This window comes from Enterococcus bulliens, assembly GCF_053761865.1.
Window position 1 is genome coordinate 43,459 of record NZ_JBSMXK010000010.1, and the last position, 23,602, is coordinate 67,060.

Annotated in this window: 21 protein-coding genes; 3 read left to right on the forward strand and 18 right to left on the reverse strand. The window is 39.1% G+C overall.

Annotation, left to right across the window (positions count from 1 at the left end; genetic code table 11):
• Positions 1–2: 2 nt before the first annotated feature.
• The gene (gene tgt / locus ACWOEC_RS06670) at positions 3–1,148 is read right to left on the reverse strand and encodes a tRNA guanosine(34) transglycosylase Tgt (protein WP_297075688.1); all 1,146 of its coding nucleotides are present in this window, start codon (positions 1,146–1,148) and stop codon (positions 3–5) included.
• A 148-nt stretch (positions 1,149–1,296) separates the two neighbouring features.
• On the opposite strand from tgt, the gene ACWOEC_RS06675 reads away from it, so the two are divergent.
• Entirely contained in the window at positions 1,297–1,989 is a 693-nt protein-coding gene (locus ACWOEC_RS06675) for a DUF975 family protein (RefSeq protein WP_455306829.1), read from the forward strand.
• A 162-nt stretch (positions 1,990–2,151) separates the two neighbouring features.
• On the opposite strand, the gene ACWOEC_RS06680 is transcribed toward ACWOEC_RS06675, so the two are convergent.
• From ACWOEC_RS06680 to ACWOEC_RS06755, 16 genes are all read right to left on the reverse strand, one after another.
• Positions 2,152–4,794, reverse strand: a complete 2,643-nt coding sequence (locus tag ACWOEC_RS06680; RefSeq protein WP_455306831.1) for a calcium-translocating P-type ATPase, PMCA-type — start codon at positions 4,792–4,794, stop codon at positions 2,152–2,154.
• Between the two features lie 160 nt (positions 4,795–4,954).
• A complete protein-coding gene (queA, locus tag ACWOEC_RS06685; RefSeq protein ID WP_455306833.1) occupies positions 4,955–5,986 on the reverse strand; it encodes a tRNA preQ1(34) S-adenosylmethionine ribosyltransferase-isomerase QueA in 1,032 nt (343 codons plus the stop codon).
• A 118-nt stretch (positions 5,987–6,104) separates the two neighbouring features.
• The gene (locus tag ACWOEC_RS06690; protein ID WP_455306896.1) at positions 6,105–8,807 is read right to left on the reverse strand and encodes a YhgE/Pip family protein; all 2,703 of its coding nucleotides are present in this window, start codon (positions 8,805–8,807) and stop codon (positions 6,105–6,107) included.
• A 159-nt stretch (positions 8,808–8,966) separates the two neighbouring features.
• The gene (gene proC, locus ACWOEC_RS06695; RefSeq protein WP_455306835.1) at positions 8,967–9,761 is read right to left on the reverse strand and encodes a pyrroline-5-carboxylate reductase; all 795 of its coding nucleotides are present in this window, start codon (positions 9,759–9,761) and stop codon (positions 8,967–8,969) included.
• Positions 9,762–9,774: 13 nt separating this feature from the next.
• Positions 9,775–9,987, reverse strand: a complete 213-nt coding sequence (locus ACWOEC_RS06700; RefSeq protein ID WP_455306837.1) for a hypothetical protein — start codon at positions 9,985–9,987, stop codon at positions 9,775–9,777.
• Between the two features lie 74 nt (positions 9,988–10,061).
• The gene (locus ACWOEC_RS06705; protein WP_297075674.1) at positions 10,062–10,436 is read right to left on the reverse strand and encodes a type II toxin-antitoxin system PemK/MazF family toxin; all 375 of its coding nucleotides are present in this window, start codon (positions 10,434–10,436) and stop codon (positions 10,062–10,064) included.
• A gap of 10 nt (positions 10,437–10,446) precedes the next feature.
• On the reverse strand, positions 10,447–11,565 hold the full coding sequence (gene alr, locus ACWOEC_RS06710; RefSeq protein ID WP_455306898.1) for an alanine racemase: 1,119 nt from the start codon (positions 11,563–11,565) through the stop codon (positions 10,447–10,449).
• Between the two features lie 24 nt (positions 11,566–11,589).
• Positions 11,590–11,946, reverse strand: a complete 357-nt coding sequence (gene acpS, locus ACWOEC_RS06715) for a holo-ACP synthase (protein WP_455306839.1) — start codon at positions 11,944–11,946, stop codon at positions 11,590–11,592.
• Between the two features lie 122 nt (positions 11,947–12,068).
• Positions 12,069–13,646 carry a degradosome RNA helicase CshA gene (cshA, locus tag ACWOEC_RS06720; RefSeq protein ID WP_455306841.1) on the reverse strand — a complete coding sequence of 526 codons (1,578 nt, stop codon included), beginning with the start codon at positions 13,644–13,646 and terminating at the stop codon, positions 12,069–12,071.
• 329 nt (positions 13,647–13,975) lie between these two features.
• Entirely contained in the window at positions 13,976–14,986 is a 1,011-nt protein-coding gene (add, locus tag ACWOEC_RS06725; RefSeq protein ID WP_455306843.1) for an adenosine deaminase, read from the reverse strand.
• Positions 14,987–15,089: 103 nt separating this feature from the next.
• Complete coding sequence (locus tag ACWOEC_RS06730; RefSeq protein WP_455306845.1) at positions 15,090–16,433, reverse strand: UDP-N-acetylmuramoyl-tripeptide--D-alanyl-D-alanine ligase; 1,344 nt, start codon at positions 16,431–16,433, stop codon at positions 15,090–15,092.
• A gap of 56 nt (positions 16,434–16,489) precedes the next feature.
• Positions 16,490–17,545: a D-alanine--D-alanine ligase gene (locus tag ACWOEC_RS06735; RefSeq protein ID WP_455306847.1), complete on the reverse strand. Its 1,056-nt coding sequence runs from the start codon at positions 17,543–17,545 to the stop codon at positions 16,490–16,492.
• 94 nt (positions 17,546–17,639) lie between these two features.
• Positions 17,640–18,098 (reverse strand): YaiI/YqxD family protein, encoded by a 459-nt coding sequence (locus tag ACWOEC_RS06740; protein ID WP_455306849.1) that lies wholly within the window; start codon positions 18,096–18,098, stop codon positions 17,640–17,642.
• A gap of 233 nt (positions 18,099–18,331) precedes the next feature.
• The gene (gene udk, locus ACWOEC_RS06745) at positions 18,332–18,964 is read right to left on the reverse strand and encodes a uridine kinase (RefSeq protein ID WP_297075655.1); all 633 of its coding nucleotides are present in this window, start codon (positions 18,962–18,964) and stop codon (positions 18,332–18,334) included.
• A 95-nt stretch (positions 18,965–19,059) separates the two neighbouring features.
• A complete protein-coding gene (locus ACWOEC_RS06750) occupies positions 19,060–19,788 on the reverse strand; it encodes a YjjG family noncanonical pyrimidine nucleotidase (RefSeq protein ID WP_455306851.1) in 729 nt (242 codons plus the stop codon).
• 10 nt (positions 19,789–19,798) lie between these two features.
• Positions 19,799–20,512 (reverse strand): pseudouridine synthase, encoded by a 714-nt coding sequence (locus ACWOEC_RS06755; RefSeq protein WP_455306853.1) that lies wholly within the window; start codon positions 20,510–20,512, stop codon positions 19,799–19,801.
• 287 nt (positions 20,513–20,799) lie between these two features.
• Between ACWOEC_RS06755 and ACWOEC_RS06760 the strand changes: the two genes are divergently transcribed.
• Both ACWOEC_RS06760 and ACWOEC_RS06765 read left to right on the forward strand, forming a co-directional pair.
• Positions 20,800–21,414 (forward strand): 50S ribosomal protein L25/general stress protein Ctc, encoded by a 615-nt coding sequence (locus ACWOEC_RS06760; RefSeq protein WP_455306855.1) that lies wholly within the window; start codon positions 20,800–20,802, stop codon positions 21,412–21,414.
• A gap of 168 nt (positions 21,415–21,582) precedes the next feature.
• Positions 21,583–22,443, forward strand: coding sequence for a helix-turn-helix domain-containing protein (locus tag ACWOEC_RS06765; RefSeq protein WP_455306857.1), 861 nt, complete (start codon positions 21,583–21,585; stop codon positions 22,441–22,443).
• A gap of 25 nt (positions 22,444–22,468) precedes the next feature.
• Here the strand turns inward: ACWOEC_RS06765 and ACWOEC_RS06770 are convergent, their stop codons facing one another.
• The gene (locus ACWOEC_RS06770; RefSeq protein WP_455306859.1) at positions 22,469–23,572 is read right to left on the reverse strand and encodes an NADH-dependent flavin oxidoreductase; all 1,104 of its coding nucleotides are present in this window, start codon (positions 23,570–23,572) and stop codon (positions 22,469–22,471) included.
• Positions 23,573–23,602 lie beyond the last annotated feature (30 nt).

Consider the following 23,602-nt stretch of genomic DNA (forward strand, 5'->3'; position numbering starts at 1 on the left):
TTTTAGAAGTTTTTAGCGTTTTCTTTATTAAATCCGTACTCTTCAAAAAAGGCTTGACGAAATTCCAATAAATTATCATCCATAATGGCTTGACGCACTTGTTTCATCACATTCAATAAGAAGTGCAAGTTATGGTAAGACGTCAAACGGATACCAAATGTTTCATCACATTTGATCAAATGACGGATGTACGCGCGTGTATAGTTTTTACATGTGTAGCAATCACATTTTTCATCTAATGGTCTAAAATCACGAGCATATTGGGCATTTTTAACGACTAATCGACCTTGAGATGTCATACAAGTGCCGTTACGTGCAATACGAGTCGGTAAAACACAGTCAAACATGTCGATTCCACGCATCACACCATCGATCAACGAGTCTGGCGTTCCAACGCCCATCAAGTAACGTGGTTTATGATCTGGGATCAATGGCGTCGTAAAGTCTAAAACACGGTTCATTTCAGATTTTGGTTCTCCAACAGATAATCCGCCAATCGAATATCCAGGAAAATCCATACTGATCAAGTCTTTTGCACTTTGGCGACGTAGATCTTCAAAACCAGCTCCTTGGATGATTCCAAACAATCCTTGACGATCTGGATTCGCGTGTGCTTTTAATCCACGTTCAGCCCAACGAGAAGTTCGTTCAACTGATTTTTTGACATAGTCATAACTTTCATCAAATGGTGGACATTCATCAAAACTCATCATAATATCAGAACCTAATTTATTCTGGATATTGATAGCTTTTTCAGGTGATAAAAATAGTGGCGAGCCATTTAAATGATTTTTAAAATGAACGCCTTCTTCTTCGATATTCCGCATATCAGCTAATGAGAATACTTGGAAACCACCTGAATCCGTTAAAATCGGTTGATCCCAGTTCATAAATTTATGTAAGCCACCTGCTTCTTCGACCAAATCTTCTCCTGGTCGTAACCATAAATGATACGTATTGCTCAAAATGATCCCTGCACCCATTTGCTTTAATTCTTCTGGAGCGATCGTTTTTACAGTGGCAAGTGTTCCTACGGGCATGAACATTGGAGTTGGGAATGTACCGTGTGGTGTAATGATCTCACCTAAGCGGGCTCCAGTGTGTTTTTCTTTTTTTATTAAACGATAACGAATGGCTGGTTGCGACATTCATTTCCCTACTTTCTGATTTAAATTAAACTGCACTTTCCATCATAAGTGCAGTTTAGTTAATTTGCAAGCGTGTTTACTCTTTCTTATTTGTGATATAATGAATCATTCACAAATGCATTTGCAAAATTTTTTGGGAGGATTGATTATGAAAAAAAATCGGGAATTAAAAACCGAAGCTAAAGCAATGCTAAAAGGAAATTGGAAAGATGCTGTATTGCTAAATTTGGTGCCTACACTTTTATTATTAGCTGTATTCTACCTTATTTTACTGCCCTCATTTATGTTGATTTATCATTTTACAGGAGACGGCGCTTCGATCACTGCACAAAGCAACAATGGAACTAGTTCAGGTGGTCAGTTTGTTAGCGGTTTGGTCGGTACTTTCTTCTCACTAGCTGTTACATGGACATTACTAGACATGTTACGTCATAAGCGTGAAAAAATTGTTCCTTTTAAAGATGCCTTTCGTACGTTTACATCACCTTATGCTTTAGTAATCTTCGTGGTTTATTTGATTCAAACGATTTTTATCGCTTTATGGTCTTTACTGTTTCTCATTCCAGGTATTGTTAAACGTTATTCATACTATCAAGCATACAATATTTTCTATGATACGTATGAACATACTGGAGAACGTTTAGGTTATTTAGATTGTATTACAGCAAGTCGCAAATTAATGAATGGCCATAAAGGTCAACTCTTTGTTTTAGAAATTAGTTTCATCGGCTGGCATATCTTAGCGATCATGACTTTAGGAATCGGTTATCTGTGGTTGAATCCTTACATCGCCGCAACGAAAGCAGCCTTTTATGATGCTTTACCAAAAGAATTAGCCTAAATATAACAAAAGTGAGCAGTCCAAAGAAAAAAGCCGAATCATTCCGAGAGTAGTTTCACCTATTTCGGAAATGATTCGGCCTTTTTTTAAAGAAATCACTTATAGAACACCATTTATCTAGTTTTTAGGGGTGTGACAGACTTCTGTCACACCCCTTTTGACTTAAGCTTCTTCGGTTTCTTCTTCATCAGGCAAGCGATGGAATTTGATCAATTCATTCACGAAAATTGGAACAAATGATAAGAAGATCGCTAGCAACCAATGATTGAAACTGATTCGAACTAAACTAAACAGCGATTGTGTAAATGGAACTAACGCGATGACTGTCGTAATCACGATCGCTAAAATCGCCATTTCAAATAATGATTTATTCGACGATAAACGTACATTAAAGATTGAACGTTCACTGCGTACATTGAAGACATGTAAGATCGAAGAATACGCTAAAATCAAGAAAGCAACAGTTTGTCCTACCTCATGGCTGGCATCAACCCAAGGACTAATAAAATCAACAAACGTTCCAAGGTAATAACCAAATAGTGTCACGATAGTAAAGACCATTGCATTGATTCCAATTTTTTGGAACAATCCACGGGCAAAGATACTTTCATTTGGTGGAATTGGTGCCTCGTTCATGATCCCTTTTTCAGCAGGTTCTTTTCCTAATGCAAATCCAGGTAATCCATCGGCAACGACGTTTACAAACAATAATTGAACTGCTGTAAATGGCGCACCCCAACCAAATAACATTGCAAGTAATACGATAAAGATCTCTGAGATATTACAACTTAATAAGAAGTTTACCGCTTTACGAATGTTTTGGTAAACTGTTCGACCTTGCGCGATTGCATCTACAATCGTCGCAAAATTATCATCAGTTAAGACCATATCCGCAGCACCTTTGGCTACATCAGTTCCCGTAATGCCCATCGCACAACCAACATCGCTGGCTTTTAAAGCAGGAGCATCATTCACGCCATCACCTGTCATCGCAACGGTTGCACCGGTACGTTGCCATGCTTGAACGATTCGAATCTTATCTTCTGGAGTTACACGAGCATATACTGATAAGTTTTTCACTCGATTATCTAACTGTTGATCCGTCATTTCACGTAATTGAGCACCTGAAATCGCTTCTTGTGGTTTGGTTAAGATTCCTAACTCTTTAGCGATCGCACTAGCGGTCACTATGTGGTCACCGGTGATCATTACTGTTTTGATACCAGCTCGTTTCGCTCTAGCAATCGCACCTTTACTTTCAGGTCTTGGCGGATCGATCATGCCGATCAAACCTAAGAGTTGTAGATCTTTTTCTAAATATTCAGAAGTCATCTCTTTTGGTTCTTCATCAAAAGTCCTAAATCCTACAGCAATCACACGTAGCGCTTTTTTCCCAAAACGATCATTGACAACTGTTGCCTGTTCGACGTCACCATAACGAAAACGTGGCATCAAGACGTCAAAAGCTCCTTTGGTAACGGAAATGTATTTTTTACCATGTCTATGAACGGTCGTCATCATCTTGCGTTCAGAATCAAACGGTAATTCACCGATCCGGACATAGGTTTCATCTAGCTCATCTTTGGTATGGTAGCTTTCTTCTAATGAGCGAACGATCGCGATCTCCGTAGGGTTCCCTTTATAAGTTTTTTCTTCCCCTTTTTCGATAATGACGTCGGTACATAATGAAGCAATTTTTAAGACTTCGATCGCTTCTTCTGTCATTGCATCTTCTGCATCGACAACTTCATCACCATGACGCCAAATACGACGAACAGTCATTTTATTTTGTGTCAATGTTCCAGTTTTATCTGAACAAATGACACTTGCCGATCCTAATGTCTCTACAGCAGGTAATCGTCTGATGATCGCATGTTTCTTCGCCATTTTTTGAACACCAAAAGCTAATGCTAATGTGACGATAACCATCAACGTTTCCGGAACAGCTGCCACAGCTAGAGATACTGCTGTCATAAATAGTTCTAGTACTGGCTCACCTTGTAGATAGCCCACTAAAAAGACGATAGCTGCTGCACCTAAAGCAATCAGGCTGATCCGTTTGCCCAGTTGATTCAAACGACGTTGCAGTGGCGTAATGGTTTGACTAGTACTATTCAATAAGGTGGCAACTTTCCCCATTTCAGACTGCATTCCAATTGCCGTAACGATCGCACGGCCACGGCCGTTGACTACTGTACAGCCCTTAAAGACCATATTCAGCTGGTCACCCAAGCTTTCTTCCTCTGTTGTTTGGAAGTCAGCATCTTTCATTACGGGTTCGCTCTCCCCGGTTAACGCAGACTCTTCAACACGTAATTGGGAAGTTTGCGTTAGCCGAGCATCAGCTGCAATCATTGAACCATTTTCTAAAATCAAAATATCACCGACTACGACTTCTTCAGCGTCGATCTCGATCACTTGGCCATCGCGCAGTACTGAGGTAATTTGTTTGTTCATATCTTCAAGTGCTGCCAGTGCTTTTTCTGCATTGCCTTCTTGTACAATCGCTAGAACCGAATTGATCACGACGATCGCGATAATCAATAATCCCTCAAATAGATCACCATGTTCTGTTGAGAACGCAGTATAAAAAGAGATTGCTGCTGCGACAAGTAAAATAATCGTTGTAAAATCAGATAAGCTATGCAAAATCTTTGAAAGTATCGTTTGACCAGGTGGTTGTTCAAACTGGTTCCGTCCATTTTCTTTCAACCGTTTGGCTGCTTCTTGACTAGTTAATCCTTGCGAAAGATCCACATTGGTTTCTTTCTCGACTACATCAATTGTTTTTTTATATTCTTCCATTCCATTCCTCCTTATAGTCGTTCTACTTTTACTATAGCATGCTTCGTCAAATACTTTCAAGAAATAGGGTAACGAAAAGTAAGAAGTCTGTGTTCTTTTATACAAACTTAAAAAAATGTAAAAAAAGCACAATCTGGCGTCAGATTGTGCTTTTTAGTATTTATTTTACGAACATTGCGTCACCAAAACTAAAGAAACGGTAACGTTCGTCGATGGCATGTTGATATGCTTCTAGTGTAAACTCACGGCTAGCAAAGGCACTAACTAACATGACTAAAGTCGATTTTGGTAAATGGAAATTCGTCGAAAAGGCATCGACCACTTTCCACTGATAACCTGGTTTGATGAAAATGCTCGTCCAACTACTGTCTTCTTGCAAGCGTCCATCAAATTTTGACCCGATCGTTTCTAATGTACGGATCGAAGTCGTCCCAACTGCTACGATTTTTCCACCGCTGTCACGCACTTCATTTAACTGATCCGCTGCTTCTTTGGTTAAACGATAAAATTCGCTGTGCATATCATGCTCTTCGATGTTATCCACACTAACTGGTCGAAACGTTCCTAGTCCAACGTGTAACGTCAAATAAACCAATTTCACACCTTTAGCTTGAATTTTTTCTAATAGCTCTTCTGTAAAATGCAAGCCAGCTGTTGGTGCCGCAGCTGAACCATTTTCTTTTGCGTACACGGTTTGATAGCGATCTGGATCTTCTAAACGTTCTTTGATATAAGGGGGTAATGGCATTTCACCTAGTGATTCTAAAATCTCTAAGAAGATCCCATCATAACTAAAGCGAATGATACGCCCACCATGTTCTAATTCTTCTTCCACAACAGCGGTCAAACGACCATCCCCAAAGGTAATTTTCGTGCCAACTTTAGCGCGTTTCGCTGGTTTGATCAAGGTTTCCCAACTATCGCCTTGGGTATTTTTCAATAATAAAATCTCTAGGTGACCACCAGTTTCCGTTTTTTCGCCATATAAACGTGCAGGAAGAACACGGGTATTATTCATAACTAGTGCATCGCCAGGATTTAATTCATCGATGATATCATGGAAATGTTTGTCTTCCATTTCTTTGGTTTTCGTATTTAACACAAGTAAACGTGAACTCGCACGATCTTCTAATGGTGTTTGGGCGATCAATTCTTCTGGTAAATCAAAATCAAAATCTTCAGTTGTTAACATTCTACTTCACTCTCTCTACTTAGTTTGCTTATCTATTCTATCATTTTTTAGGTAAACTTTACACTAGCCTGTTTAGCGAAAAGAGAGTGTGACAAAATTTTGTCACACTCTCTTTTTCTTAATGGAAAATATGGCTTTTCTTGATCATAGCACTCGTTTTCTTTTGGATATGAACCATCTTCGGTGCTGCGTAAAGTCCGATTGTAAAAAATCCTAATGCAATCAGTACTAGTACGATGATATCGATCCGTGCATTCGGCCAATACACACCACCAGCAGACTCACGTAGTAAGTTTACGGCATACGTAAATGGCAATAAAGGATTGATCATTTGGAAGAATTTTCCAGATACTTGGATCGGATAATTTCCTCCACCACCAGAAATGGAAAGGACTAAGATAATGATCCCAACTCCTTTACCAAAGTTACCAAGTAATGCGACCAGTACATAAATGATCATCATAAAGGTCAAACCGATCAATAAAGCAAAGAACACACTAAGTACAGGTGCTTTGACATCGACTCCTAGTAAAAAGATATTTCCAAGTGTCACAATCAGCGTTTGGAAGATCGACATCGTCAAGAAGGTCAACATCCGTGCTAAGAATGTTTCACGTCTTGTAAAGCGTTGGTGTTCTTTTTTGCTTAAATGGAAATCCGTCGTTGCGATACTTGAGAAGAGTAACGCTCCAACCCATAAACACAGTGCAGTATAAAATGGTGTACTTGCTGATCCATTATTTGCGATCGGATACATCGTGGTTGTCTTCAGGTCGACTGGATTCGTAAAGAACTCACTTTCTTTTTGAACATCTTGTTTCATCAATTTGATCACTTGACCTAGATCAAGTGTTTCTTCTCCTTTATTGATTGCTTCAGCGGCCTTCGCGATCCCTTTTTTGATCGATGGCCAATCGTCTTGAATCAATGTATTCGCCAGATTTAATGCATTCTCGACATCTGGGAATTTTGCATTTACCGTGTCTAAAGTGTTCGTGATATCTGTTTTGACTCCTGGCCAATCATTTTGCATAAACTCACTAGCTAGTTGTAGTTTATCTGCTACGATTGGCAATTCGTTTTGATACAGATCCGCACCCTTATTGATTGCTGAGATGATTTGATCTATATGACCATTCAACATTTCATTTGCATCTGTCAATTCTTGGCGGATCGCAGGAAGCTGTGCTTGATATTTTTCTAAGATCCCAATCGCTTGGGTAACCGTTCCTTGTGTTGCATCAAGCAATTGTTTTAGCTGAGTATAATTGATCTCTCCCATCAAGGATTGAGCATTATCTAATGTTGCAATCAATTCTGTTAAAATCGTTCCGACTTTATCTCCGATATTCAACTGTTGCACTTGAGCGATCGTTTGTTGGATCGATTGCGCAGTCGTATTGATCGTTCCCAAAATCGCTTTGAGCTGATTGATTCCTGCATCTGACGTCACATCGATCTGACTCAAACGTTGTGCCATACCATTCGCCAATGTTTGGGCATTACGTAATTGTTCAATCGTTTGTGTAAATGCAGTAGTATTCGTTGTTTGTTGCAATGATTCTAAAAAGTCAGCAATCGTACCTAGTAAAGTAGCTTGCGTTTCAAACCGTTTTTGTAAATCGTTCACTAGTGCTTGTAAAGCGGTTCTTTCTTCTGCAGTCAGTTCATTTTTATCCAGTAATTCCTGAATTTTTGCTGTTACTTTTTGTGTATCGCTAGCTAGTTGATTCACAGAGCTTAGCGTCGTCTCCACTGAAGCTTGGATCGAAGGCAATGCTGTCTGCAGTTGTTTGGCAAAATCTTCAACCGATGTTGCTGTACCACTAGCTTGCTGACCAAGTTGTTCGATTTGTGGCCACAAACTTTGGACCTTCTCGATGACTTGTAATCCTTCTTTTGCTTCGTTGACTCCTTGCGTCATTGTTTGTTCGACTGAATCAAAATCCTTGTTGATTTCTGCTAGCTGATTGCCTGCAGCTTGCAATTCAGGGATTTTTTGTTGCAAGGTCAAAATAACAGATGCCTGTTCTTTGATACTTGGCATCTTACCATTTAATTCAATGATTTTTTCGCCTAATTCATCAACTTGTGGTAAGTACCCTTTAAGCTCGTTGGCTTTATCTAATTTGGTTTTTAGTTCGGGTAATTTTTGATGCAAGCTCACGACTTCTGCTAAATAACCGTCGATTTCAGACATATTGCTATTTGTGGTTAAGATCAAGTCTTTGATTTTATTGATCGAAACAAGATTTGTTTCGATATCATATCCCACTTCTTTTAATGCCTTAAATAAAGTTGAAGAAGCTGTATTGATAAAATTACTACTGATTTCTTCTTTTAAACTTTGCGCGCCTTTATCTGTAATCTTCGGCGCGATCGCATTGATTTTTTCATTAAAGTAATAGTTGATCGTCGGTTTTTTGATTTCACCTTTAGTAAAACTAATCAAGTCTTCAGAAAAGTTTTTCGGTAAATAGATCCCTGCATAATACTTTCCTGATTTGACTCCTTCTGTGACTTCTTCTTTTGAATCCACAAATTGCCAACCCAACTGATCATTTTTATGTAATTCTTCCAATACTTCTTTTCCGATATCGATTTTTTTATCTTTGATCGTAGCTCCTTTATCGTCGCTATAGATCGCAATCGGTAATTCACCAGTGTTCCCATATGGATCCCATAATGCTTCGATATTAAACCACGCGTAAAGCGAAGGTAAAAACATTAAGGCTACAATTAAAAATGCCGCAATCGGTATTTTAAATACACGTTGCCAATCTAGTCGATAAAGGTAAAATACGTTTTTTATTTTTTGCACTTTATTCACCTGCTTTTTTAGTCTCGATGTTTAAATTATCACGTTTCATCATAGTTTTCCACGATTGAAAATTTGCAGAAAGTATTTTTTAGACAAAGTATCTATTTTGTCTAGTTTATAAAAAAGACGAGGCAATCGATCACTGTCTCGTCTTTTACATTAGCCTTCTCGATTTTTCTTCGCGGCCATCCGTACTGCTTGAATTGTTGCGGCTCTAAAGCCATTTTCTTCTAACGATTGCACAGCTGCAATCGTGGTCCCCCCTGGTGAGCAGACTTGGTCTTTTAACATAGCTGGATGTTCTCCAGTTTCAGCGACCATTTTCGCTGCTCCTAAAACAGTTTGAGCGGCAAACGTATAAGCTTGACTTCTGCTCATCCCTTCTGCCACGGCTCCATCTGCTAAAGCTTCAATGAATAGATATACATATGCAGGTGCTGAACCACTTACGCCAACTACTGCATCAATTAAGCTTTCTGGTACCACTTCGGCACGTCCAAAGCTAGACATTACTTCTAATACAGCTACTTGTTCGTCAGCTGAAACATTTGGTGTGACAGATACACTACTCATCCCCTCACCGACCATAGCCGGTGTATTTGGCATCACTCGAATGATCTTTTGATTGCCTAATTCTTGCTCGATTTCAGCAATCGTAACACCTGCAGCAATCGAACAAATTAACTGTTTTGAAATCCAAGGTTTGATCGTTACAAGTAACTGACGCAAAATATTTGGTTTCACCGCTAAGATCACTAAATCAACTTGTTTGATCAACTGCTCCATTTCTAAAATCGGTGTAACGTGATAAGTATCGACAACTTTTTCTAAAGTTGGCGCATAGCGATGGTTATAGACTAAAATTTCACTTGCTTGATATAGTTGACTATCGATCATCCCTTTGATCATTGCTTGGGCCATGTTACCAGCGCCAATAAATCCAATTTTCAACATCTATAAATCTCCTTTATTGATCAAATGACACTACTTTTTGTTTGTTAACGACGACATATCCTCTGACTGGCGTCTTTAAAGTCTGCATTGAAAATGGAATTTGCCACTCCCACTCTTGTTCTCCTTGTTGAAAAATACCGGTCGGCTTTGTTTGGTATTCGTCTGCTCGTTTGATAGTTACAAGCAAACAATAGCCTTCAAATTCGATTTGTTGCTGTTGTCTCAAGTGACGGATTTTTTTTATAATTTGATAAAGCAGACCTAAAGCTGTTAGAAGTATAAGTATGAATGCAATTGTACTCATTTAGATAAAAGACCATTTTCAGACACTTTAAGATCAATCCCCACACTGACCTTAATCGCGCGTTCAACTTCCATCATTTTTTCTTCATCGACTCGGCAAATTTTGTCTTTTAAGCGTGACTTATCGAGCGTGCGAATCTGTTCTGCTAAAATCACTGAATTTCTTTCTAATCCCATCTTCGACGCTGCAATTGGAATATGCGTCGGTAATTTCGGTTTGGCAATTTTTGCGGTAATGGCCACAACGATCACCGTTGGGCTAAAATGGTTGCCTAAATTATTTTGAACAATCAATACCGGTCGTACACCGCCTTGTTCTGAACCAACGACCGGAGATAGATCTGCAAAGTAGATATCTCCTCGCCTAATCATATACTTCCCCCTAATGTTTATAAATTCTTGGTAATCGTTCTGAAAATAGACAGGCGACTTCATAATGAATCGTGCCTATATATGTTGCTAAATCTACTAATTCAATACTTTTTTCACCCATTGTTCCTACAAGTACTACCGGCTCTTTCACCGGTAGTTCATACGGCAAACGGACCATGATTTGATCCATACACACACGACCCACGATCTCACAATAGTGATTATCAATCAAGACATGAAAACCTTGTAGCTTACGAACAAATCCATCTGCATAACCAATCGGTATCGTACCGATCCATTCGGTATCAAGTGTTTGATAGGTTGCACCGTAGCCGATCTTTGTTCCTTTTGGCACTTGTTTGACTTGCACCAATTCAGACACTAGACTCAATGCTGGTATCAGTGGATAGGGTGAATCTAACGCATTGCCTGAAGGATTTAAACCATAAAGTGAGATGCCATAACGAATCAAGTTCCCTTCACTTTCTTGCCATAATTCACTCGCACTATTTGCAGAATGAATGTAGCGTGGACGCTTTGGTAAACTAGCGATGATCTCTTTGAAGCGTTGATTTTGTTCATTTGTATACGACTGATCCGCTTCGTCTGCTGTGGAAAAATGAGTGAAGATCCCTTCGCAAAAAAAGCCCGCTAACTCATCGATTGTTTCATAACTTTGTAAGACTTCAGCTTGATTTGTAAAGCCGATCCTACCCATTCCTGTATCGATCGCAAGATGAAGTGCGATCGGATTTTCCCATGGTGTCTGTTGATACATTTTGTTTGCTTCTATTAACCATTGTGATGTGGCAAGCGGAATCGAAAAGCGATACTGACTAATCAGTGCTAAATACTCTGGGTCGACGATTCCTAAAATCAAAATAGGTGCTTGTATGCCGGCCTCACGTAGTTCGATCGCTTCATCAATCGTCGCCACGCAGCAGCCCGTTGCTCCTTCTTCTAGAGCAATTTTCGCTATTGGAACAGCACCATGACCATAGCCATTGGCTTTGACTACAGCGAACACTTCTTCTTCTGGTCGACGATGAGTATGTAGATAGTACATATTTTGACGAATTGCCTCAGAATCAATAATCAATTGAGTAGGGCGATGATACGATGTGACCACAATCATCCCTTCTTTCTCTCTTTTTTACTCATGTTCTAATACTACTTGTGCAAATGCGGTGGTATCTGTATGCGTAATGCTAACATGCACCATCTCTAGCGGCCAAGGTGCTTTGGTAAACACTGGTGCCCCTTTTAAGCTAGCTAAAATCTCAAGATCTTGAAAGGTTACTTTACCAATACCAGTCCCGTAGGCTTTAGAGAATGCTTCTTTACATGCAAAACGCCCTCCTAAAAATTCGATTTTTCGATGCTTAGGAAGGGAGTCAAAATACTTATGTTCATTTTTAGTGAGTACTCGTTTTGCAAATGAAGATTTTTCTTCAATAATTCGCGCAATTCGAGGTAACTCAACTGCATCAATGCCGATTCCTTTAATCATTTATGTAAGTCCTTTTTCTAAAGTTAGTCTTATTCTACCAAAAAATCTCGAGAAAAACAGATATATTTTTTCCTTTTTTGGATAAAAAAACGAGCAAGACATCAGCCTTACTCGTTTACTTATTAATCTTGATTTGAACGGATCACAAAGCTACGTTTGCTGTCTGAAGAACGACGACTTCTTTTTGCTCCATCTTCACGTGGTCCACGATTGCGATCACGGTTGCCACCGCCATCACGATTACGGTCGCGGTTATCGCGGCCACCACGTTCGTCACGGCTTCCGCCACGGTTATCACGACGACGATTTCCGCCATTACGGTTACGGTTACCACCGCCACCACGATTGCGATTGCCACCACCAAAGTTTTTCTTCCCTTGAGGTAATGGACGTTCTGGTGTAATTTTAACTGGTTCTTGATCAGCAGGATCTTTCGCTAATACTTTTAATAGTAACGCAGCAATATCTTGTGCAGAATGATCTTGTAATAATTCCTCAGCTGAAGCTAAGTAACGATCTAAACCATTTTCTGCTAATTTTTCTTCTACTTGCTCGATCGCAGCACCTAATTGACCTTTGAACGCTTCGATTTCACTTGGTGGACGTAGAGGTGTCATACGTTTTTTCGTTAAGTTTTCGATCACGTGTAAGTAGCTCATTTCATTAGGAGTTACAAACGTTACAGACATTCCGCCTTTACCAGCACGGCCAGTACGACCAATACGGTGAACATAGCTTTCTGGATCTTGAGGGATATCGTAGTTGTATACGTGAGTGACGCCAGAAATATCTAATCCACGAGCGGCAACGTCTGTCGCAACTAAGATATCAAGATTTCCAGCTTTAAAATTACGTAATACACTCATACGTTTTTGTTGAGAAAGATCACCATGGATTCCTTCTGCTTTATAGCCACGTGTTTCTAAACCACGTGCTAATTCGTCAACACGACGTTTTGTACGACCAAATACGATTGTAAGTTCTGGTGATTGAACGTCTAGTAAACGTGTCATGATATCGAATTTTTCGAAATCTTTTGAACGTACGTAGAATTGATCGATCAAATCAGCAGTCATTTCTTTGGCTTTGATTTTCACGTGATCTGGCTCATGCATGAATTTCACACCGATGTTTTTGATCGCCGGTGGCATTGTTGCTGAGAATAATAATGTTTGACGTGATTCAGGGACTTTAGAGATGATTGCTTCGATGTCTTCTAAGAAGCCCATATTTAGCATTTCATCTGCTTCATCTAATACTAATGTTTCAACTGTTGCTAATTTTAGAGTGTGACGGTTGATATGATCCAACATACGCCCTGGAGTACCGACTACGATATGTGGACGGTCTTTTAATTGACGGATTTGGCGACTAATATCAGCTCCACCATAAACGGCTTGAACACGGACTTTTTTGTCTTTACCTAAGCGGTATAATTCTTCTTGCGTTTGGATCGCTAATTCACGAGTTGGCGCAATGACTAATCCTTGTAATTGTTGTTTCGTCGTATCGATTTTTTCCAACATTGGCAAACCAAAAGCAGCTGTTTTACCAGTACCCGTTTGCGCTTGTCCGATAACATCTTTACCAGCTAAAGCCAATGGAATTGTTTCTGATTGGATCGGTGTTGCTTCTTCAAAGCCTGCACGTTCGATAGATGCTAAAAGCTCTGGTGATAAATCTAATTCTTTAAATTTCAAATGAATCCTCCTATTGTACCATAATGACTTATGGCGCCCTCTTCTTAAAGGGTCTTGTCTTTTCGTTGAAGTGTTCATAGCTATATCCACCATCGTCCCTTACAATGGTAGATTCTCACCGAAAAACCACTTCTTGAAGGCATTAGAAAAGGCGAGACAACTGTATACATTCCATTGTCTCCGCCTAGCATTGAATATCTGGCAAAATTTGCCTGTCTATTAAGATCCCTTAGTGGGAATTTAAGTTTCTAAATGATAACTTCGTCTTTCGGCACGTCATTCATTCTAACACAGGATGAAATTTACATCAAGTTTACAGACTCAAGATTTCATATTCTTTCAAGCGTGCTTTGCGCCATTTTTTGTAAGATTTCTGCTTTGATTTCTTCACTAGTAAATGCATGAATGATTCCTTGACGATTGATTAAACGAAATTCAGCTTCAGTTAGATGATGCGTTTTTGTGATTTGATAATATTCATTTGTTAATGTGGTATTGGAAACGGTGCGATTATCGGTATTTAAACAAAATACGATCTCACGTTCTAACCATTGACGAATTGGGTATTGTTCATAAGATTCGATTGCTTGTGTTTGAATATTGCTAGTCGGACAACCTTCGATACACACTTCTGCTGGTAGTCGATCGAGATTCTTAGCTAAACTGATTCCATGACCGATTCGCTTGGCACCAGATTCGATGGCTTGATGGATGTTTTTAGTGCAACCACACTCACCAGCATGTAGCGTCAATTGGACATTCTCATGATCGATTAACTGTAACGTTTCTTTAAAGTCTAACGCAAAGCCATCTACTTCTGGTCCAGCCAAATCAAAGCCAACGACTTTTTCCTCTCCCTGTGCTAAGACTTGTGTAAATATTTCGTTTACTTGAGTGGGCAAAGTATTGCGCATGCCACAAACTAGAATGTTTCCTATGATCGCATATCGTTCTTGTGCCTCTTTGATGCCTTGTGCTACAGCACGTAACGTTTCTGATACAGACAAGCCTTTTTCCATCGACAAACTAGGCGCAAAACGAATCTCTAAATACACGACACCATCGTTAGCAGCTTGCTCCATAACGTCAAAAGCAGCCATCCTTAATGCTTCTTTTGTTTGAAGATACGGCAGCACATAATCAAAACAAACCAAATATTCCTCTAAATTTTGACACGTTTTCGAAGCTTGCATCTTCTCTCTTACAAGTGCAAGATCCTCTTCGATCGGTAAATGCTGTACACGTGCAATTTGTTGTAACGTCTCTGGACGAATCGAACCATCTAAATGGCAGTGCAATTCAGATTTTGGAAATGTTTGAATTGATTCATAGGTAAACATGCAGTCACTCCTTTAGGTATTTTTAGCATTATAACGAGTCTTTACGAAATTGTATACAAAAAAACAGACATTTCTTGGAAATTTCAGGAAATGTCTGTTTTTACTAATTATTTTGTAAGAAAGTAACGACTTCGGCTAATCCCATTCCGTTACTTCCTTTGAATACCACACTATCTGTTGGTGTTAACTGTTGTTTTAATCCTTGCATCAATGCTTCTTTTTCAGTTGGCTCAAATAATCGGTGGATCAGTTCAGGATAGCGCTCTGGAATCAGTTCGGCTAATGCGTGCATCCGCGTTCCATAAAGATAAACTTCATCATATCCGTTTAAATGATCGATCATTTGTGCATGCATCGCTAGTTCGTCAGGCCCTAATTCCAGCATATCTGCCAGCACGGCAATTTTTTTACCTGAAACGTCTAGTTTGCCAAAACTATCTAGTACTAAGCTCATCGCAGTTGGATTGGCATTGTAGACATCGCTTAATAGATCTGCTCCATTGAATGCTTTTAACCATTCCGTGCGTTGTTTGGTTAGTTCAAATGTAGCTAAACCATGTTGGATGTGCTCAACTGATAGGCCTAATAACTGTCCGATTGCAATTGCGATCAATGCATTCGTTACATTATAGCTACCAATAACTGGGATCTGATAAAGATGACCATCGACTACAAAACGAGTGTAGTCGCGTGTTTCTTCTAAAATTTGTGCCGCTAGATCACCAGTTTGAATCCCAAATGTTTGCGTCTTTTGGGTTAATTTCGCAGTCAATGGCTGTAGCAGCGGTTCATTTTCGGGAACGATCACCACACCATCTTTGGCTAAAGCTGCTGTAATCTCCATTTTACCCGCTGCGATATTTGCTCGTGATCCTAAATTTTCGATATGTGCTTCACCGATCATTGTGATTGCTGTAATATCTGGTTTTGCGATCGCGGATAGCAATGTCAAGTCACCAGCGTGATCCATCCCCATTTCAAGAACTACCACTTCGGTAGTCGAAGGCATGTGCAATAAGGTGTACGGTAAGCCGATCTCATTATTGTAATTTCCTTGTGTCTTATACGTTTTAAATTGCTGCGAAAGTACAGATTCAGTCATATCTTTTGTCGTTGTTTTCCCATTACTTCCAGTGATCGCTACGACCTTGGGCGCCGTTTTGTCACGATAGTACGTTGCAAGTGTTTGAAAAGCTGCTAAAACATCAGGTACTACAATTGCTGTAATCGTAGAAGGTGCAGACGTTTCTTGGCTCCAAAAAGTAGCGATCGCTCCGTTTTCAATCGCTTGTTCGATAAACTCATGACCATCACGTGTTCCTGCTAACGGTACGAATAGATTTCCTGGTTTGATTTTTCGGCTATCAAACTCAACTCCAGTAATCATTCTTGGATCGCTATAATTAGCTGAAAAAAGAGCCGCAACTTCGGTTATTGATAATTTCATCGTAAATTCTCCTTAAAAAAAGAGCCGACCGTAAATGCGAGCCGACTCTTTGTGACTTAGTTTGAAAAATCTGTAGCATGATGTTGACGCTGTTTGTAGCGATTCAATCCTAATTGGATCAATTCTTCGATTAGATCGCCATATTTTAGTCCCATCGCTTCCCACAAAGAAGGATACATACTAAATTGCGTAAACCCTGGCATCGTATTCAATTCATTTAAGAACAATTCATTTTTATTTGTTAAAAAGAAATCACAACGGCTAAGTCCGCTACCGCCTAACATAATATAAGCTTTTTTCGCGTACTCTTGGACTTGTTGTTGGACTTCATCGGATACTTCTGCTGGAATCTGCATTTCGATTTTATTGTCGATATACTTCGAGTTGTAATCATAAAATGCAACATCTTTAACGATTTCGCCAGCCGCTGTCGTACGCACGTCTTCATTTCCCAATACGGCAACTTCGATCTCACGCGCTTCAATTCCTTGTTCGATCACGACACGAGAATCATATTTGTAGGCTTCAGCTAAAGCAGTCTGTAACTCTAAACGGTTTTCTGCCTTCGAGATCCCTACACTTGATCCCATATTCGCTGGTTTAACAAACATTGGGTAGAGTAATGATCCTTCACATTGTTCGAACACTTGCTTTGGATTTTCTTTCCATTGATGTTCTAAAACGGGTACATATGGTACTTGTGGAATCCCCGCAGCTTGTAAGATATATTTTGTCATGATCTTGTCCATCCCACAGGCACTCGTCACAACTCCCGCTCCAATATAAGGCATATCCAATACTTCTAAAAAGCCTTGGATTGTTCCGTCTTCACCATTTGGACCATGTAATAATGGAAACACGATCGTGTCGGTTTCTTTGATTTCACCTGGTGCAATAGACGTGGCGTTTTTCCCAACGGTTAAATGCAATTGCTCGATATCAGCCGGCTGTTCTGTCAATAAAGGGCCTTTTAGCCACTCGCCACTTTTTGAGATAAAGACTAACTGAACTTGATAGTAATCATAATAAATTGCTTGTAAAACGGAAAAAGCGGAAAGAATCGAAACATCATGTTCAGCACTTTTTCCTCCATATAACAATGTAATTTTCAAGAGTTGTTCCTCCTATAAGGTCTCTTATCAGAAATTTTTCTCCTCTATTTTAGCATAAAACACTTGTAAAGACACGTAATCTTTTAACGTTTTTCTAGTCCATTTTATTGAAATATTGGGTAAGTTCTTGCGTCAGCACTTGTAAAAAATGCTTACGATCCTCATGAGTAAATGGTTTAGGACCTTTAACGCGTTTTTTTTGTTTCCGTAATTCCGCATGTTCAAAACGTCTGAGCAACAATAAATCGATCGTCTCTTTTTGGTATTCCACACCGGATTGATGGAAGACGCGAACCCCTTTTGGCAACAATAAAGAAGCTAAACCGTAGTCTTGAGTGATCACCCAATCACTTGCTTTTACTAATTTCACGATCTCATAATCAGCACGATCATGTCCTTTTTCGACGTAGACTAACGTGACAAAATCTGGATATTCTTTGGTCGTAAAATGAGCGATACTCGTTACGATCAACACAGGTAGGTTAAATTGTTTGGCGACTTGGATGATTTCTTCTTTAACTGGCGAGCCATCGCCATCGATAACTAAACGCATGAAAATCCTCCTTTACTAACTCAAGCTAAGGATATAAAAAAAACCAACAGAAAAATTCTGTTGGTTCACCAGTACTATTGCTAGTAGATGGACCCATTTCCACATAGTTCCCATCCGACACCCTGCAAATCCGGCAGGTGAGTTTCCTCTTGTGCCTCTGTTGAGTAGTTGACCTAAGTCAACCGCCTCGACTCATCGCATAACGATATAGTATCACAAAATAAGTAGAAAGCCTAGTTTTTTTCGTCTAAAATGGCACTTACTTTAGTAGTGATCAAATCGATCGCTACATGGTTTTCGCCACCTTCTGGCACGATCACATCCGCATAACGTTTCGTCGGTTCGATAAATTGATGATACATTGGTTTTACCACACCTAAATATTGATCGATCACAGAATCTAATGTACGACCACGCTCTTCGATATCGCGTTTGATTCGACGGATAATACGCGTATCATCGTCTGTATCGACATAGATCTTAATGTCCATCATCTCACGCAAACGCTCGTCTTCTAAAATCATGATCCCTTCTAAAATGATCACTTCTTTAGGTTCTTGCACGACCACTTGATCACTACGTGTATGTTTGACATAATCATATACTGGGATTTCGATCGTTTTATATTCGACCAATTGATGCAAATGTTCGATCAATAGATCGGTATCAAATGCAAAGGGATGATCATAGTTTGTTGCCAAACGATCTTCAAATTTCAAATGACTTTGATCTTTATAATAGGAATCATGTTCAAGCATCATAATGGAGTGATTTGGAAAATGATCTAAAATCGCTCGACTGACACTTGTCTTCCCACTACCAGATCCCCCAGTCACTCCAATAATAATCGGCTTGTTCTTACTCATCTGTCTACCTCTTTCGTCTGCTTTTTCACACTTCTATCTATTATAGCGAATTTTTGATAAATTACCATGAAAAACCGGCGATTTTTGCTAAATCATTAAAAAAAGGCTTGCAATTTCTTAAAATTGTGACTTGATTCCAATTCATTCAATAACACTGGTAATTCATCTAAAGTTGCGATTTGATAAGTCGGTTTTGCTTGATCGTTTGCTAGTGTTTCAGTCGAAAGCCAGATCGTGTCGATCCCATTTTTGATACCATCTGTGATATCTGAAGTATAAGAGTCACCTACGATCACAAGCTTGTCTTTAGGAATATCGCGATTCGCATAAAAAATCGTGTCAAAAAACTTTTTGGCTGGTTTTTGGGCACCAACTTCATCAGACACAAAAATTTGATCGAAATAGTCAATCAAGCCTGCAGCTTTCAACCGTTTTCGCTGAGTCACTCCACGACTATTTGAGGCAACTTGTAGTGTGTAGCCTTCGTCATACAACTTTCGCACAACAGCTAAACTATTGCCTAAAAGTTGATGTTCTGAGGCTAAATGCGTACGAAACGCCTGATTGAGTAAACTTGGATCTGCTTTTATCGCAAAATACGTCAGCGTTCGTTTGAATCGCTCAACAAGCATCTCTTCGCGGCGATCATTTTCTTTTTCGATGATCTTCCACACATCACGGTTCATCTGATGGTAATAGGCAATCAATTCCTCTGTTACCGAGATATCTTGGGTTGTAAATGCATAGGTCAAAGCTTGCTTTTCAGCAGCCTGAAAATCTAATAATGTATCGTCAACGTCAAATAAAATCACTTTATAATGCATAACATTCCCCCTAGTTAAAATATGGTTTCAAAGCGTGCAATTCCTGACTTGTTAACGCGCGATAAGAACCAACTTCTTCTTGTTCTAAGCTTAATGGTCCCATAGATACACGCTTTAACACAATTACTTTTTTCCCTTGAGCTAAAAACATTTTTTTCACTTGATGAAACTTGCCTTCTGAAATCGTGAGCAATGCAGTACTTTTTGTCGGAGAAGTCTCTAAAATCTTTAAGTTTGCTGGTTTACAGACTATCCCACCGATAAATTCGATCCCGGCTAAAAATGCTTGTTCATCTTGTGCGGTCAATGCTTCATTTACGGTTACATGATAGGTTTTTTCGACATGACGATCAGGATGCAATAAAGCAAATCCCAATGGTCCATTTGTGGTCAATAATAGTAAACCGGTCGTATCCCGATCCAGTCGTCCAACAGCATATAAATCAGGATGTCGATCTTGTGGATTTAGTAAATCAAAGACCGTTTGATGATTTTGATCTGAATTGGCGGTTACATAGCCTTGTGGTTTATGCAAAAGCCAGTACTGTTCTGTCGTTTCAAGTCGTTTGCCGGCCACAGTGATTTCATGGATCTGGCTATCAACATTTAATTTTTCTTCATATATCTTTTTTCCATCCACTATGACTTGACCTGTTAAGAAAAGTCGTTTCATTTGCTTTCTGGAAGTATTTAAGTTTTTTTCGATTAATTTATTAATTCTCATTAGATTCCTCTGTTTTTTTCTTATTATACCGTACATTCAAGCGATCCAAAATCACTTTGTTTGACTTTTTAAACTATCCATCCTATGCTTAATGAGTAAAGTAAATATGTTTCTCATACACAGCGTTACAACCTGGTGGAGAAAAGTTCAATCAAACTTTCCAGGGTAGCTTTGTATTCAAAGTTACCTTTTTGCGTGTTCTCACGTACCCACTTCATGTGAAGAGTAATCAAAATTTGCTTAAAATAAAGTGTCTTCGGACCCAATTTTCTAGGAGGAATTTAATTATGTCAGTTTCACTAAAAGCAAGTAAAAGAGAAGTTCGCCCCCGTTCATTACGTAACCAATTACGTCACGAAGGTAAAGTACCTGCAATCGTAAATGGTTATCAAATCGAAAGTACACCAATCGCAGTTGATACAAGTCAATTAGAAAAAGTATTACGCGAAAATGGTGTGAATACTGTAATCACTTTAGATTTAGACGGTAAAAAAGTAAATACATTAATCCATAACTATACTTCAGATACCTTTAAAGGTAACTTAACTCACGTTGAGTTCTTATCTGTAAACATGAAAGAAGTAACAGAAGTTGAAGCCGAAGTTGTTGTTGTCGGTGAAGCTGTCGGCGTGAAAGAAGGCGGCGTGTTAACTCAAACATTATACAACGTAACCGTTGCAGCAACTCCAGATAACTTACCAGAACGCGTAGAAATCGATGTAACAGACCTTAAGATCGGCGATGCGTACACAGTAGCTGACCTTAAAGCAGACGGTGACTACGAAATCACTTCAGATAAAGAAGAACAAGTTGTTTCAGTAACTGAACCTCAAGTAGAAGAAGAAACTGAAGAAACAACTGAAGCTGCTGAACCAGAAGTAATCGGCGAAGACGCAGAATAATTAAAGAATCGCAATAGCTAGAAATAAATATTAACCCCCGCAAGTAGTCAAAAACTATTTGCGGGGTTTTTTTGATCTTTCAAAATTCGCATTTTTTTTCGCGATTTTGAAAGATCAAATTAAATATATAATGTTATATTTAATAAAAAAGGAAAGGAAGCGTTTTTTATGATTGAATATTTATTGACGACTACTGAAAAAAAACGTTTAAATCTTTGGGTCACTCGACTTGCTTTAACTGATATTGAACAAGATGAAGCTTTATCTTCTTATTTAATAGAACTACGCTATTTATTACAACCTAAAGGAATCTTCCAATTATTAAAACATTTGGCTTATTATCCAATCACCGACCTGAAACTAATTTGTCAAAAGTTGTCTATTAGTTCGTCTACTGCACGCCGTTATCTATATGCACTAAAAAATTATCTTCACACCTACACCATTCAGTTACATACAAAAGGTGCAATTTATTTAATCGGTGATGAACTACTGATCCGCTCCCTCCTACTCCCTTATTTCATCTTAGATTCTATTGAAGAAAATATTATAGTCACTCCTAGTGTCTTATTTAGCCAAATCAAATTATTCCAAATGATTCGTATCCGTTCCAATAGTTCTCTCCTTGATCGAAAAACACCAATTAGAAGAATCGACAGTTATCTATTTGTCAGTGAACAAGGATTTAGTTATATGTGGGAACAACTCTTGGGCATTCGTGAAATCACGACTTTAGCTAACGAACTTCCTCAAAAGCATTCATTTACAGGCAACTATGCACTAGGTGTGCAAAATAAGTTACTTGTCTTTTTCCATCAGCTAAACATCCTAGCTAATTGTTATTTCTTTGACCAAAAAGCGCAACAATTCTATTCCTTACTCATTAAACGCTACGAATATACCTCTTACGTACTGCCTTTCAACCTAAAAGACCCGCTAGCTTTATTTGCACTCACTTGTTTCTTTGAACCGATTTATCCTAATTTACTTTCTTTAGATACTTTCATTAAAAAACAAAAAACTAGCTAATCGAGTACGATTAGCTAGTTTTTCTTTATATCAATCGATCTGGCATCATGATATTTAGAAATTCCATGACACCATTTTGTAAATATAGATCTTGTTGGTCATAACTTGAGATGGTTTGTTTGATCAAGTCTTCTTGGTCATTTAAGACTTTACTTGGCCAATGTGGATCAATCAAGATCGCGCGCCCGATTGCGACTAGATCTGCTGAAGCTAGAACAGTTTGGGCATCGGCTTTGCTGTGGACTTCTCCGACACCAATCAATGGGACACGATGATCGATTGCTTGATAGACCATTTCTAACATCGTATGTTCTTGATGGTTTTCATCGATCGATTTACGTTTATAATCAGATAACGAGATATGCAAGTAGTCGAGTTCTTTTTGTGCCAATTGATCCACTAAGAATAGTGTATCTTCAATACTGATTCCTGGTTTTTCAAATTCTTCTGGTGAGAAGCGATAACCAACAATAAAGTTTTCAGCTTGCTCTTCTTCTACTACTGACAGTACTTCATCGACTAATACGTCAATAAAGTGGTAACGTTTTTCAAGTGTGCCACCCCATGCATCGTTGCGACGATTTGAATGTGGAGAGAAGAATTGTTGGATAATGTAGGTATTTGCTCCATGTAATTCCACACCATCAAAACCAGCTTGGATCGCGCGTTTTGTGGCTGCTTTAAAGTTTTCGATCAAGTCTAAGATTTCTGCTTCGGTGATCTCACGTGGAGTTTCAGCATTTGGACGTTCTGCTGCTACAGCACTCGCTGAAATAGGTTGGGTACCACGTAATACACTAGAATCGGTCATACGACCAGCATGGAATAGTTGTAAAATTGCTTTCGTACCATTTTGTTGAATCGTATTGGCTAGTTTGGTTAGACCAGGAATATGTTTATCGTCACTTACTGCTAACTCACCTTCCCAACCCTTACCGTCATCTTGTACGTTCGCCGCAGCAGTGATCACTGCGCCAACCTCGCCTGAGCGTAAACCATAGTAGTTTAACTCATCGGTCGTTACGACACCATCGTAAAATGACATTTTCGTCGTCATCGGTGCCATGACAATTCTATTTTTTAAGGTGACGCCACGTTTGAACGTGATCGGATCATTTAATTTTGTCATGAAAACAAGCTCCTTTTATACTAATAGTTT